This is a genomic window from Pollutimonas sp. M17 (genome assembly GCF_025836975.1).
Taxonomy (GTDB): domain Bacteria; phylum Pseudomonadota; class Gammaproteobacteria; order Burkholderiales; family Burkholderiaceae_B.
The window spans coordinates 2,347,979-2,361,399 of record NZ_CP107548.1 but is presented as its reverse complement, the minus strand read 5'-3'; the positions used below and the strand labels follow the sequence as shown (position 1 = coordinate 2,361,399).

Genomic DNA, 13,421 nt, shown 5'->3' with positions numbered 1-13,421 from the left:
GTTCCTTTTTTATGAAGCGGTCGGGGCTGCTGTTTCGATCAATCGCGCTTGATCGCCCGCCGGGCAAACAGCACGCACATGCCGATAAAGCCCGCCAATCCGATCAGCCTGGCCGCATCCGCGAAATCGGCCCCCGCCAATGCAAGCGGTGCATCGCTCCCGCCCGAGCCCACTGAAACCACGATGATCATGGCCAGCGCAACGCCGACCAGGCTCTCGCCCACGATAAGGCCCGATGCGAACAGCGTGCCCTTGCGCTCGGCCTCTTCCTGCCTGGGAGCGGGGTCCATGTTGGCTGCGATGGCCTGGGCGGCGATGCGGCGCTTCACATACCATGAAATCAGGGCGCCCACGAACAGGGCGACGACAATGGAGGGCGGAAGGTACAGGCCCATGGCCACCGCAAGCGAGGGCAGGCGGCAGCGCCGTGTGCAGCGTCCCAGGACGATATCGACGATGATGACGGCGATGCCCGAGCCGATGCCGATAAGAATGTAGGTCCAGTCCAGCGTATGCGCGAACAGGCCGGTGGCGATGGTGATCATCAGCGTGGCCTGGGGTGCCGCCAGGGCTTGCGAAGCATCCATGTCGGCGCGCGGCAGGGCGCCCAGGAATCCGTAGGCGTTGTACAGCAGTTCCAGCACCGGCGGAATCGCCACGGCGCCGACCACGCAGCCGATGATCAGCGCGGCCTGCTGCTTCCAGGGTGTGGCATGCACCAGCCAGCCGGTTTTCAGGTCTTGCAGATTGTCATTGGAAATGGCCGCCACGGCGATGACGACCGAAGTGCAGAAAATCGCCAGCGCGGTGAAGAACTCGACCTGGCCCGGATCGTCCAGCAGGCCTTGCGATTGGCCGATGCCGATGAAGATCAGCGAGACCGCCAGAATGGAAATAATGGCGATGCCTGAGATGGGGCTGGCCGAGGAGCCCACCAGGCCGGCCATGTAGCCGCAGGCCGCGGCCACCAGGAAGCCGAACAGAAAGGCCAGCACGGTGCCCGCCAGCACCAGCGTCCAGGCCATTGCGGCCGGCAGGCCGGCATCCGCTATGAAGGAATGGAAAGTGGCGGCCAGCAGCACGAGCATCAGCAAGGTGATGCGCAGCAGGGACTTGGGCGATAAGTCGGTGTCGGTGCGCGCAAGGCTGGACGCGGCGCCGGAACCGCCTCTAAGCACTGAAAGCGATATCTTCATTCCTTCGTACATGGGCTTGACCAGCGTGATCAGCGTCCACAGGGCGGCGATGGCGATCATGCCGGCGCCGATCAGTCTTACCTTGGAAACCCACACGTCGGTGGCGTACGAGGCGATGGAGGCGCCATCGGGCATGGGAGCGGCGGCGGTCAGCCAGGGCACGGCCACGCCCCAAGACAGGAAGACGCCGAACAGCATGGCCAGGCCGCCCACGATGCCCACCAGGTAGCCCGCGCCGACCAGGGCGAAGGAGAACCCCATGGGAATCTGGAAGATGGCGCGTCCGGCGGTAAACCAGTAGCTGGCGCTGTCGGCGGCAAGCTTGAAGCCGTTGGTCAGCAAGCTGAAGCCGCCCGCAATGGCGGCGCCCGCGAGAATATGCCGCAGGCCGTGGCCGCCCGCGCGCTGCGTGTCGTCGGCGGACTCATCGTCTTGCGGGTTCCCCGCGCGCAGGATCTCGGCGGCGGCGACGCCTTCGGGATAGGGCAGATCGCTTTTCACCACCAGCGCATGGCGCAGCGGCACGGTGAACACGACACCGAGTATTCCGCCGCAAGCGCAGATCAGGGCGGTCTGCAACATGGGAAAGCCTTGCCAGTAACCCAGCATCAGCAGCGCCGGCAGCACGAAGATGATGGACGACAAGGTGCCCGCGGCCGAGGCCTGGGTCTGGACGATGTTGTTTTCCAGGATGTTGGAATCGGCAAAGGCGCGCAGCAGGGCCATGGAGATCACCGCCGCCGGGATGGACGAGGCGAATGTCAGGCCTACCTTCAAGCCCAGGTATACATTCGAGGCGGTGAAGATCAGGGTGATGATGGCCCCCAGCACGACGCCGCGCAGGGTAAGCTCTTTCAGGGATGCATCGGAAAACGACATGGGCGGGTGGCGAGAGGTCATAAACAGCGCGAAAACGGCTACATTTGATATGAGTCAAAGACGGTATGCTTGAATCAGGGCAAATTGTAAGCGTAGTCGTCGCGCAAGCGGCAAAGTTTTTGAACAGGGACGCGTGCTTCACATGCGTTCAGGCACGTAGCGGGCCGCAGGGGCGCCCCGCTCAAGAAAATGGGGAGTATCAATGAGAGCCTTGTTAATGTTTTTCGCACTGGCCTTTTCGCTGGGCTTCGGGGCGCCGTCATTGGCGGCCCACGAGGCTCCCGGGCACGGCAGCGTCACCTATACGCCCGACATCACCTTTACGCTGCGCACCAACATCGCCGATGGCAAGCTGGTGTTCGTGGGCGATGCCGGGGCCATTGCGGGCAAGGTCAACCCGGATCTGCAGGTGCCCTCGGATGCGGTGGTGCAGATCAACGTCATCAACGGCGATGGCGCCATCCACGACATCGCGGTGCCCGAGTTCGCCGCGAAATCGGATCACATCACCGGCAAAGGCGCCGCCACCGCCATCGTATTCCGCGCCAACAAGGACGGCACCTTCGAATACCTGTGCACCTTGCCGGGCCACAAGGCGGCCGGCATGTTCGGCAAGCTGATCGTGGGCGAACCGCAGAAGGCGGCCGAAAGCGAGGCGCTGGATATCGCCCAGGATCCCACCGCGGTCGGCAAGCCGGTGGGCAAACGCGGCCCGCAAACGCTTACGGTCGATCTGGAGACCACCGAAGTCGTCGGCCAGCTTGCCAGCGGCAGCACCTACAAATACTGGACGTTCAACGATAAAGTGCCCGGCCCCTTCATTCGCGTGCGGGTCGGCGATACGGTGAAAGTGAATCTGTCCAACGCCAAGGACGCATCGCACATCCATTCGGTGGACTTCCACGCGGTGACGGGCCCCGGCGGCGGCGCGGCGGTCACGCAGGTTGCCCCGGGCCAGACCAAGAGCTTCACCTTCAAGGCGCTGCACCCCGGCCTTTATGTGTATCACTGCGCGACGCCCATGGTGGCCCAGCACATCACCAACGGCATGTACGGCATGATCCTGGTCGAGCCGGAAGGCGGCCTGTCCAAGGTCGACCGCGAGTTCTACGTGATGCAGGGCGAGCTCTATACCGCCCAGAAGCACGGCGCCCAGGGCCTGCAGGAATTTTCGCTGGAGAAGCTGCTGGATGAAAACCCCGAGCACCTGATGTTCAATGGCACCATGAACGCCCTGACCGACAAGTACAAGCTGCAAGCCAAGGTCGGCGAAACCGTGCGCATCTTCTTCGGCGTGGGCGGGCCCAACCTGACGTCCAGCTTCCACGTCATCGGCGAAGTGTTCGACAAGGTGTACAACCAGGCATCGTTCACCAGCCCGCCGCTGACCGATGTGCAGACCACACTGGTGCCCCCGGGCGGCGCGACTATGGTCGAGTTCAAGGTCGACGTTCCGGGCAACTACATCCTGGTCGACCATGCCTTGTCGAGGGTCGAGAAAGGCTTGTCGGGCATCCTGACGGTGACCGGAAAGGAAGACCACAGCATCTTCCATTCCACCGAGAAAATAGATCATTCATCCGGCCACTAAGCCTCCAGCCGCCGCCGGCTTGCGCCGGCGCACGGCGAACGCGGCTTGAATGCGGCGGGCTCTCCAGCCCGCCGTTTTTGTATTGGCGTGATTTGTATAATCGTATACAATTCTACGAAACTCGCAGGAGGCATTCATGGAATGGCTTTTCAATGAAGTCGGCGAAGGCGATTTCGCCGAAATAAAGAACACATCGCTGGGCAAGCTGGTGCGCGATCAACTGCTCAGCCAGATACTGGCGGGCGTATTCGTGCCGGGCCAGGCCTTGAGGGAATCCGAACTGGTCGACCAGTTGAAGGTGTCGCGCGTTCCGGTGCGTGAAGCGCTGCGCGAACTGGAAAGCTCCGGCCTTGTCGTTTCGCGCAAGCACTCAGGCGTGTATGTGCGCGAGCTGAGCGACACCGAAGTGCGCGACCTCTATGATTTCCGGGCGCTGCTGGACAGCCACGCGGGGCGTGTTGCATCGCAGCTGCCGTCCGAAAGCCGCCACAAATTGATCGAAGCCCTGGAAGCCAGCACCGCGGCCATGGACGAGGCGAACGAGGCCGAGAACTCTCAGGCCTATTATCGTGAAAACCTGCATTTCCATTGGCTGTTCATCGAGTATGCCGGCAACAAGGAAATAGCCAAGGCTTACCGCGAAGTCATACAGAAGCTGCACCTGTCGCGCTTGAAGAACCTGTCCACGGCGGCGTATCGGCAGCGTTCCAATGCCGAGCACAAGCAGATCGTCAGGGCGCTGCACGATTCCAAGACGCTTGCCCATGCCAACTACTGCGCCGAATTGCTGGATCACCACGTGATCAATGCGCATGACCGGCTGCACGGCCTGGAGTAAGCCCGCGCAGCGGCAAACAGAATTTCATTCCGTCACACACGAGGAGACAATCCATGAACCGTCGTTCATTTCTAATCACCGGCGCGGCCGCCATGAGCCTGCCTTCCCTTTCATTTGGGCAGGCCGCCTATCCGTCGCGCGCCATCACCTACATCGTGCCCGTTTCGCCGGGCGGCGGCAGCGATTTCGTCGGAAGGGCGGTGACCGCTGCCTGGGGTAAAGAGCTGGGCCAGACCTTCGTGGTGGAAAACCAGGGCGGCGCGGGCGGCATCATCGCCTGCCAGAAGACCGAGCGCTCGGCGCCCAACGGCTATACGCTGATGCAGGGTTACGTGGCCACTCTGGCGACCAGCCCGGCCACGCGCAAGGTGCCCTACGACCCCATCAAGAGCTTCACACCCGTGGGCATGATAGGCGGCACGCCCAATGTGCTCGTCGTCAACGCCAAGGTGCCGGTCAAGGACTTCAAGGAGTTCGCGGCCTATGCCAAGGAACAGGGCGGCACCATCAATTACGGATCAGCTGGTGCGGGATCGTTGACCCACCTGCTGATGGAATTGCTGAAGCAGCGTCTGGATTCGAAGATGCTGCACGTCGCCTACAAGGGCGTGTCTCCCGCGTTCACCGATCTGGTCGCCGGCCAGACTCAGGCCATGTTCCCCGGGCTGGCCGCCGCCGTGCCGCATTTGAAGAACGGCACGGTCAGGGCGATTGCCGTCACCGGCAAGGCGCGCAACCCCCGCTTCCCCGATGTGCCCACTTTCGAGGAACTGGGCGTAGGCGGATTCGACGATGTCCTGCAGTGGTATGGTGTGTCCGGCCCCGCCGGCATGGATGCGGACGTGGTCAAGACCTTGAACGACAGCCTCAACAAGGTGCTGGTACAGCCCGAACTGGCCAAGCAGCTTGAAATCGAGGCTATCGATCCCATGCCCATGTCGCCGCAGGAGTTCGCCGATTATGCGCGGCTCGATTACGAGCGCTGGGCCAAACTTGCCAAAGAGCAGAATATCAGTTTGACTGCTTGATTGTTTAATTGTCTTTTTAAGTGAAGTGAAATTCCATGGCTCGTAATACACAGGTCGATGCCGACCGCAATGCACCGCCCATCACCCGCATTCTGGCGGAGTATGTCGTCAACCATCCCTCACGCGGCTGGAGCGACGAGGTCGAACACGAGGCGCATCGCACCTTCATGAACTGGCTGGGTTGCGCCGTGGGCGCATCGGGCCACGAGGCGGCCCAGGCGGCGCTGGATGCCGTCAGTGTGCTGCAGCCCTCGGCGCAGGCCACCATACTGGGCCGCAGCGAGAAGGTCGATATTGGAAGCGCGGCGCTTATCAATGGCATTACATCGCACACCTTCGATTTCGACGACACGCACCTGAAGACCATCATTCACCCGGCCGGGCCGGTATGTTCCGCCTTGCTGGCCCTGGCCGAGCATACCGGCGCGAGCGGCCGTCAGCTGATCGATGCCCTGGTCATCGGCATCGACGTGTCGTGCCGCGCGGGCAACATGATCTATCCCGATCACTACGACCGCGGCTGGCACATCACCGGCACGACTGGCGTGCTCGGCGCCGCCGCCGCCTGCGCGCGCCTGCTGGGCATGAACGTGGAGCAAACCATCATGGCCCTGGGCATTGCCGCATCGCAGCCCATCGGCCTGCGGGAGCAGTTCGGCACCATGACCAAGCCTTTCCACCCGGGCGCGGCCGCCCAGGCGGGCCTGATGTCGGCCCTGCTGGCCAAGTCGGGGTTCACCTCCAGCAGCCGTGCCATCGAGGCGCCCCGCGGCTTTGCCCAGGTCGTTTCGGTCAAGTACGACTGGAACGAGATCACCGAGCAGTTGGGCGAGCGCTTTGAAATCTCCTTCAACTCCTACAAGCCCTTTGCCTGCGGCATCGTCATCCATCCCAGCATCGACGCCTGCGTGCAGCTGCGCGAAAAAGGCGTGACCGCGGATAATCTGGCACGCATCGACCTGAAGGTGCATCCGCTGGTCCTTGAGCTGACCGGCAAGAAGGAACCCACCGATGGTTTGCAGGGCAAGTTCAGCGTCTATCATGGCTGCGCGGCCGGCCTTATTTTCGGCCGTGCCTCGGAAGACGAGTATGCCGACGACATCGTGAACCGCGCCGACATGGTCGACGTGCGCCGCAAAGTCAATGCCATTGTCGACAGCGGCATGGACGAGGCCAGCGTGGATGCGGTGGCCACGCTGACCGATGGCAGCACGGTGCATGTCTATGTCGAGCATGCCATCGGTTCCTTGCAGCGCCCCATGACGGACGGCGACCTTGAAAACAAGTTCCATGGCATGACGGACGCCCTGCTGGGCAGCGAGCAAACCTCGCAGTTGATCGCCGAGTGCTGGAAGCTGGCCGATGCGCCGGACGTCAGCCAGGTGGCCCGCCTTTCAAGGAAATGAGGCATTGATGAGCAAGCCATTGATCGTCGTGCTGGATGATTGGGAAGACGGCCTGCGCCGGCTGGTCGACTGGTCCGCCATCGAACAGCGGGCCACGGTCGTCATCCACAAGCAGCCGCTGTCCGGGGCCGCATTGCTGGAAGCGTTGCGGCCGGCGGAATGCGTGGTGCTGATGCGCGACCGCACGCCGTTCGATCGCGCCCTCATCGAGCAATTGCCCGGTTTGCGTCATATCTCCTTCACCGGCACGCGCAACAAGAAGCTGGACCTGGATGCCGCCCGCGAGGCCGGCATCCGCGTCAGCCATACCGACTGGGGGCCTTCCAAGGCCAGCACCTGCGAGATGACCTGGTCGCTGATATTGGCCGCGTCCAAGCAGCTGGCCGGCATTGCGCTGTCGTCCTCGAGTCCGGAGTGGCGCAAGGGTTCGGACGGTGCGCCGCTGCCCAGCGTGCTGGAAGGCCAGCGGCTGGGCCTGGTTGGCCTGGGCCAGATAGGCCAGCGTGTTGCCGCGGTCGGCAAGGCGCTGGGCATGAATGTCGTGACCTGGAGCCCGCACATGACGCAAGAGCGGGCGCAGGAGCACGGCGCGCAGTCGGTCGAGCTCAGCGAGCTCTTGTCCACCTCGGCGGTCGTCAGCCTGCACCTGGTTCCGTCGGGAGAGACGCGCCGCCTGCTCGATCGGGACCGCCTCCGCCTGATGCAGCCGGGAAGCCTGCTGGTCAACACATCCCGTGCCGATCTGATCGACACCGGCGCCCTGGTTGAAGCCTTAAAGGAAGGCCGGCCGGGTTTCGCCGCGCTGGATGTGTACGACGCCGAACCGCTGGACCCGAACCACAGCCTGCTCAAGCTGCCCAATGTACTGCTGACGCCGCACTACGGCTTCGTGAGCGAGCCGGTATACCGCAAGTTCGCGCAGGGACTGCGCGAAAACCTGCTGGCCTGGCTGGAGGACGGCGCCGTCATTCGCGAGGCGCAGGCCGGCTGACTGTCCTCGCGCCCGACAGAGCGCCTTGCCGGAACAGAAAAGCCTGGATCGCATGATGCGATCCAGGCTTTCTTTTTCAGGCTTGCGGCGACGGGATCAGGCTTCGGCGGCCGCTTCGTCGGCGATCTGCGAATAGGTGCCGGCGGCGGTGAACAGCACGTCGGTGGATGAATTCAGGGCGGTTTCCGTGGAGTCCTGCAGCACGCCGATGATGAAGCCCACGCCGACCACCTGCATGGCCAGATCATTGGAAATGCCGAACAGGCTGCAGGCCAGCGGGATGAGCAGCAGGGAGCCGCCCGCCACGCCCGAAGCGCCGCAGGCGCATATGGCGGCGACGACGCTCAGCAGCAGCGCCGTCGGCAAGTCCACCGGGATGCCCAGCGTGTTCACGGCCGCCAGGGTCAGCACGGTAATCGTCACGGCTGCGCCCGCCATGTTGATGGTGGCGCCCAGGGGTATGGACACCGAATAGGTATCTTCGGGCAGGCCCAGGCGCTTGCACAACGCCAGGTTGACTGGAATGTTGGCGGCGGAACTGCGCGTGAAGAAAGCCGTAATGCCGCTTTCCCGCAGACAGGTGAAGACCAGTGGATAGGGATTGCGGCGGATCCTGGCAAAAACGATGAGCGGATTCACCGCCAGCGCAACGAACAGCATGCAGCCGATCAGCACCGTCAGCAGGCGGGCGTAGCCCAGCAGTGCGTCAAGCCCCGCCTCGGCCATGGTCGAGGCGACCAGGCCGAAGATGCCGATGGGCGCCAGGCGTATGACGGCCTTGACGATAAAGGACAGCGCCAGCGACAGGTCGGCGATCACGTTCTTGGTTGCGCCGTGGGCATGGCGCATGGCCAGCCCCATGGCGATGGCCCAGGCGAGAATGCCGATGTAATTGGCATTGGCCAGCGCGGTGATGGGGTTGTCCACCACGCTCATGAGCAGATTGGACAGCACCTGGACGATGTCGCCCGGCGCGCTGAGGGTCTGGGCGTCCGTTTTCAGCTGGATGGTCAGGGGAAACATGAAGCTGGCCACCACGGCCACCAGGGCCGCGGCGAAAGTGCCGATCAGGTACAGGACCAGAATGGTCCCCATCCGGGTCTGCTGGCCCTTCTTGTGATTGGCGATGGATGCGGCCACCAGCACGAACACCAGGATGGGCGCCACCGACTTCAGGGCATTCACGAACAAATCGCCGACAATATCGACCCAGCCGGCTGCGGCGGGGGACACGAGCCCAAGCACGATGCCTGCGAGCAGGCCTATCACTATCTGGACTACCAGGCTGCCATTGCTGACGAATTGCAATAGCGGGTTCTTGACTGCGGCACGGGGCATGACGGACTCCAAAGCCAAGCCTGTCGGCTTGTGTAGGCAAACTCGCTCCACCGCTGGCGCCCGCTACGGGCCGCGCATTGTCACGCCCTTGTCGTCCCGGTCGCGATGCATCTTTTTATGGGTATCTGAAGCCTGAAAATAGGCAGCTGACGATTTTACCATCTTGAAATACTGTCTAAAAACTCAGGAATAAGCTATAATTCCTTTTCTGGGGTCGATCCGGCTTCGACGTGGGTCGCGAAACAGAGCAGGGCATGTCGAGCACCAGTAAGCTCGTAAATCCACTGGAACACTACAAACGCCAACGACGAGCGTTTCGCTTTAGCCGCTTAATGCGGTAAGCCGCTGCACTAATTTGTCTTTGGGTTAGGTAGGGTCAAACCTACAGCAGCGTCATCTACAAAGAATCGGGCCTTGCCGGGTCACTCGGCATGGTCTTAAATTAATGTGAATCGCCAAGGAAGGGCCTGTCGGCTGGCACGCTCCAAGGTTAAAACTTAAAGTGAACCGAATAAACATGTAGAACTGCCTGCAGAGGGCTTGCGGACGGGGGTTCAATTCCCCCCGACTCCACCAATTCAACGCCAAGTATTTGCATACTTGGCGTTTTTCTTGTGTGCCCCAACGTGGGCAGGCTCTTCCAGCTCTACCGGCTCTACCGGCTCTACCGGCTCTTCCCCATGGCTCTTCCCCATTAACCGGGGACCAGCACATTCATTAGACTCGGTTAATCACACCGTTCGGCTCTTTCCATTGTTTCATTAGAGTGGAAGGTACATGTCCTTTCAAGCCATTTATTCAGTTGGTTGTCGCTTTTAAAGTGACTACATCGGCGAGGTAAAGGTAGCTCCTTGCCGAGGCCCCTTGAAATATGTTCCGGGGTCATTCAAGCCAATCAATTTACTTAATGGATTTATCATGACACGTACTCACACCTACGCTATTGCGCTCGTTTTTACCTCTCTACTTGCAGGCCAAGCCATGGCCGCCGGCATCAACGCTCCTGTTACGCGGGAGCAGGTCAAAGCGGAGCTCGCTGAAGCCATTCGTACAGGAAACATCAGTCCGGATGAAAGCGGCCTAAAGCTGAATGAGCAATTTCCTCAACGCTATCCCGCACAACAATTGGTCGCAACGAAGAGCCGTCAGCAAGTCAATGCTGAACTGGCTGAAGCGATGCGCACAGGCAACATAAGTTTTGGCGAAAGCGGCCTGAAACTGAACGAACAGTTTCCTTATAACTATCCTCTTCAGGATGGGTTCGCAAGTAAGACCCGCGAGCAAGTCAAAGCCGAACTGGCCGAAGCGATAAGCAAAGGCTGGCTTTATGCTCATATCGAAGCATAAAGCCTTGATGAGTTCGATAAATGACAGCTCACATACCTGCGACCGCTCGGCTCATGACACAAAACGTCTGGGCCAGCGTAGCCGCTTGGCGAAGATCCGACCGATGATTAAGTGCTGCAGGATCTTGTCGATGAAAAAAGCATTGACAATAAACGACTGGTCATTTATATTCAAGCCAACTAACTGAGGAAGCACTATATGCCAAGACGCCCCAATCCCGAAATTCTTCAGCGCTTGCTAACAGACGGTGGACGCCTGGTTCATGAAGTTGGGTTCCATGCCTCTGGCGTTCAAGACATAGCGGCTGTTGCGAAAATCCCCAAGGGATCCTTCTATAGCTATTTTGATAGTAAGGAATCATTTGCGTCTGCCATATTGCAAGAATATTGGACCGACATTGAGAACCGCTTGGTGCCTGTATTGTATGACGCAAGCATAGAGCCCTTAATTCGAATCAAGCGCTTCTTTAGTCTGCTTGTGGACGAACATGCCGCGAACAACTTCACTATCGGATGTCTTATAGGGAACCTGTCTCTCGAACTAGCCAACAACAGTGATGGAGTACGCTCGACTTTGACCCATATTCTCGGTAAGTGGGAAGCCGCGATAGCGGCGTGTATAAAAGAAGCATCCAGCAATGCTGGCTCCAGCAAACGGCGAGATGCACATCAGCTGGCGGCTATCATGATAGATAGTTTCGAGGGAGCCACATTACGTTCCAAGATAGAACGCAACGGCAACGCATTTCAACGTTTCATTGACATCACATTACCGCATATTTTGAAGTAACCACCTCAACTCTTTTTTTACCTTATTAATATATGACTGGTCATCTATTAATAAGTGCTTTGTCCTCTGATGTTTAACTTGCAAAGGAATATCATCATGTCACCTACTGACGCTTTTATCTCCAATCGCCGGAGTCTGCTTCTTAGCAGCGCTTCTGCAGCCGGTGCTCTATTGACCTCAGGCGTTGCCAATCGTGCTGTTGCCGGCGGCACGCCAGCAACCGTCATGAAAGCTGCATCGCCCCTGACATCCTCCAACATAATCACCACGCCGGACGGCACACAGATTTACTACAAGGATTGGGGGTCTGGACCCACCGTCATACTATGCCATGGGTGGCCCCTCAGTTCAGATAGCTGGGCAGCTCAAATGCTGTTCCTCGCCTCACAGGGATTTCGCACCATCGCCCATGATCGGCGCGGTCATGGGCGATCCAGCCAGACATGGCTGGGTAACGACATGGACCATTATGCAGATGATCTTGCAACGGTTATAGAAACCTTGAAACTTAAGGACGCGGTGCTCGTCGGCTTCTCGACGGGTGGCGGAGAAGTTGCCCGGTATATTGGCCGTCACGGTACCCGGCGTGTTGCCAAAGTCGTTTTGGTTTCAGCCGTAACACCACTCATGCTCAAGACGGAGAGAAACCCCAAAGGATTGCCGGTCGAAGTATTCGACGAAATCCGGGCTGCGCAGCTAGCAAACCGATCACAGTTTTACAAAGATCTTCCTGCTGGCCCATTCTATGGTTTTAATCGTCCTGGTGCAAAGTCATCACAGGGATTAATCGACGAATGGTGGCGCGAAGGTATGCAGGGTGGGCACCATAACACCTACGAATCGATTAAGGCCTTTTCAGAAACAGATTTCACTGAAGACCTGAAAAAGATCGATGTGCCTACGCTTATCGTCCATGGGGACGATGATCAAATTGTGCCCATCGAAGCAGCTGGCCGTGCCTCAGCAAAGCTCATCAAAAAGTCGAAACTGATCGTCTACCCAAACGCTCCACACGGTTTGCCTGAGACGCATCGAGACAGATTCAATGCTGACCTACTTTCCTTTATCCGCAGTTGAGATAAAGCTGCCGCACATCGTGCGGCAGTCTGCCAAAGCAGTCCGTAAGCAAAGGCACATGCCAGAGGGAATGCTATGAAGCACGAATCATTGTCGTCAGTTGCTACCCAGCAAAGTCAGCAAGGTAGGGGAGACGCCGAATGCACTTTTATTCGACTTCGGCGGCGGCTGGAAAAAATCGCCTACCGTATCTTGGGTTCGGTCGCCGAGGCTGAAGATATAGTTCAAGATACTTGGTTGCGGTGGAATGCAGCAATCGGGCAAGAGATCGAGAATGAGGAAGCATGGCTTGTTTCAGTCACGACAAGATTGTCCGTTGACAGGCTACGCGTTATCAAAACCCATCGTGAACACTGTTCAGAACTATGGTTGCAGGAGTTTCAGATGACGGAATCCCCTACAACACCCCAAGATATCAATGAGCGAGCTGACGATGTGTCGATGGCATACTTAGTACTGCTTGAACAGCTTACACCGGAGACACGTGCGGCCTTCCTGATGCACGAAGTGTTTGATATTGACTACGATCAGATAGCTCAAATATTACATAGGACACAGGAAGCCTGCCGCCAACTCGTTAGACGAGCAAAACTCCAGCTGCGAAAAAAACGGCGACATATTTCCGTTTCTCGGGAAGTACATCATCGTCTGCTTAAGATCTTGGTCCAGGTTCTTGAACGGGCTGACTTTGCAGGCATCAGTGCATTGCTGGTAGAAGATGCTCGGCTGCTGAGTAGTGATAATGCACAGATGATCCAATCTCGAGAACAGGATACGCAATCACCTGTGCATGTGTTATCTCATAGGGCGCCAGGGCTATGGAGCAACCGCCGACTGCACTCGACTAAAGAGGGTCGACACCCTTTTGGAAGCGTAAGCGTACAAGAGGCATCGCATTCAATCACTCGCTCGCCCTCCGCTTGACTGCATTTTGCCGAGCA

Annotated in this window: 11 protein-coding genes and 1 other RNA gene; 10 read left to right on the top strand and 2 right to left on the bottom strand. The window is 59.2% G+C overall.

The features are described 5' to 3' along the window. Positions 1–38: 38 nt before the first annotated feature. Positions 39–2,096, bottom strand: a complete 2,058-nt coding sequence (locus OEG81_RS11205) for an OPT family oligopeptide transporter (RefSeq protein ID WP_264129323.1) — start codon at positions 2,094–2,096, stop codon at positions 39–41. Between the two features lie 181 nt (positions 2,097–2,277). Between OEG81_RS11205 and nirK the strand changes: the two genes are divergently transcribed. The 5 genes from nirK to OEG81_RS11180 all read left to right on the top strand — a co-directional run bounded on the left by nirK (position 2,278) and on the right by OEG81_RS11180 (position 7,929). After that, positions 2,278–3,666 (top strand): copper-containing nitrite reductase, encoded by a 1,389-nt coding sequence (nirK, locus tag OEG81_RS11200; protein WP_264129322.1) that lies wholly within the window; start codon positions 2,278–2,280, stop codon positions 3,664–3,666. 136 nt (positions 3,667–3,802) lie between these two features. After that, a complete protein-coding gene (locus tag OEG81_RS11195) occupies positions 3,803–4,504 on the top strand; it encodes a GntR family transcriptional regulator (RefSeq protein WP_264129321.1) in 702 nt (233 codons plus the stop codon). Positions 4,505–4,557: 53 nt separating this feature from the next. After that, the gene (locus tag OEG81_RS11190; RefSeq protein WP_264129320.1) at positions 4,558–5,532 is read left to right on the top strand and encodes a Bug family tripartite tricarboxylate transporter substrate binding protein; all 975 of its coding nucleotides are present in this window, start codon (positions 4,558–4,560) and stop codon (positions 5,530–5,532) included. A 35-nt stretch (positions 5,533–5,567) separates the two neighbouring features. After that, positions 5,568–6,938, top strand: coding sequence for an MmgE/PrpD family protein (locus OEG81_RS11185; protein WP_264129319.1), 1,371 nt, complete (start codon positions 5,568–5,570; stop codon positions 6,936–6,938). Between the two features lie 7 nt (positions 6,939–6,945). Continuing rightward, positions 6,946–7,929, top strand: a complete 984-nt coding sequence (locus tag OEG81_RS11180; RefSeq protein WP_264129318.1) for a D-2-hydroxyacid dehydrogenase family protein — start codon at positions 6,946–6,948, stop codon at positions 7,927–7,929. 96 nt (positions 7,930–8,025) lie between these two features. Here the strand turns inward: OEG81_RS11180 and sstT are convergent, their stop codons facing one another. Beyond that, positions 8,026–9,267 carry a serine/threonine transporter SstT gene (gene sstT, locus OEG81_RS11175; protein WP_264129317.1) on the bottom strand — a complete coding sequence of 414 codons (1,242 nt, stop codon included), beginning with the start codon at positions 9,265–9,267 and terminating at the stop codon, positions 8,026–8,028. A gap of 210 nt (positions 9,268–9,477) precedes the next feature. Between sstT and ssrA the strand changes: the two genes are divergently transcribed. The 5 genes from ssrA to OEG81_RS11150 all read left to right on the top strand — a co-directional run bounded on the left by ssrA (position 9,478) and on the right by OEG81_RS11150 (position 13,404). Further along, positions 9,478–9,843: a transfer-messenger RNA gene (ssrA, locus tag OEG81_RS11170) on the top strand. 342 nt (positions 9,844–10,185) lie between these two features. Beyond that, complete coding sequence (locus OEG81_RS11165; protein WP_264129316.1) at positions 10,186–10,614, top strand: DUF4148 domain-containing protein; 429 nt, start codon at positions 10,186–10,188, stop codon at positions 10,612–10,614. 198 nt (positions 10,615–10,812) lie between these two features. Further along, positions 10,813–11,403, top strand: a complete 591-nt coding sequence (locus OEG81_RS11160; protein WP_264129315.1) for a TetR/AcrR family transcriptional regulator — start codon at positions 10,813–10,815, stop codon at positions 11,401–11,403. Positions 11,404–11,628: 225 nt separating this feature from the next. Further along, the gene (locus OEG81_RS11155) at positions 11,629–12,480 is read left to right on the top strand and encodes an alpha/beta fold hydrolase (protein WP_412034141.1); all 852 of its coding nucleotides are present in this window, start codon (positions 11,629–11,631) and stop codon (positions 12,478–12,480) included. Between the two features lie 75 nt (positions 12,481–12,555). After that, positions 12,556–13,404 (top strand): sigma-70 family RNA polymerase sigma factor, encoded by an 849-nt coding sequence (locus tag OEG81_RS11150; RefSeq protein WP_264129313.1) that lies wholly within the window; start codon positions 12,556–12,558, stop codon positions 13,402–13,404. Positions 13,405–13,421: the final 17 nt, after the last annotated feature.

What these genes read in the sequence shown, in the direction of transcription:
- OEG81_RS11205 (WP_264129323.1), bottom strand. Translation starts at nt 2,096, where the DNA reads ATGACCTCTCGCCACCCGCCCATGTCGTTTTCCGATGCATCCCTGAAA.
- nirK (WP_264129322.1), top strand. Translation starts at nt 2,278, where the DNA reads ATGAGAGCCTTGTTAATGTTTTTCGCACTGGCCTTTTCGCTGGGCTTC.
- OEG81_RS11195 (WP_264129321.1), top strand. Translation starts at nt 3,803, where the DNA reads ATGGAATGGCTTTTCAATGAAGTCGGCGAAGGCGATTTCGCCGAAATA.
- OEG81_RS11190 (WP_264129320.1), top strand. Translation starts at nt 4,558, where the DNA reads ATGAACCGTCGTTCATTTCTAATCACCGGCGCGGCCGCCATGAGCCTG.
- OEG81_RS11185 (WP_264129319.1), top strand. Translation starts at nt 5,568, where the DNA reads ATGGCTCGTAATACACAGGTCGATGCCGACCGCAATGCACCGCCCATC.
- OEG81_RS11180 (WP_264129318.1), top strand. Translation starts at nt 6,946, where the DNA reads ATGAGCAAGCCATTGATCGTCGTGCTGGATGATTGGGAAGACGGCCTG.
- sstT (WP_264129317.1), bottom strand. Translation starts at nt 9,267, where the DNA reads ATGCCCCGTGCCGCAGTCAAGAACCCGCTATTGCAATTCGTCAGCAAT.
- OEG81_RS11165 (WP_264129316.1), top strand. Translation starts at nt 10,186, where the DNA reads ATGACACGTACTCACACCTACGCTATTGCGCTCGTTTTTACCTCTCTA.
- OEG81_RS11160 (WP_264129315.1), top strand. Translation starts at nt 10,813, where the DNA reads ATGCCAAGACGCCCCAATCCCGAAATTCTTCAGCGCTTGCTAACAGAC.
- OEG81_RS11155 (WP_412034141.1), top strand. Translation starts at nt 11,629, where the DNA reads ATGAAAGCTGCATCGCCCCTGACATCCTCCAACATAATCACCACGCCG.
- OEG81_RS11150 (WP_264129313.1), top strand. Translation starts at nt 12,556, where the DNA reads ATGAAGCACGAATCATTGTCGTCAGTTGCTACCCAGCAAAGTCAGCAA.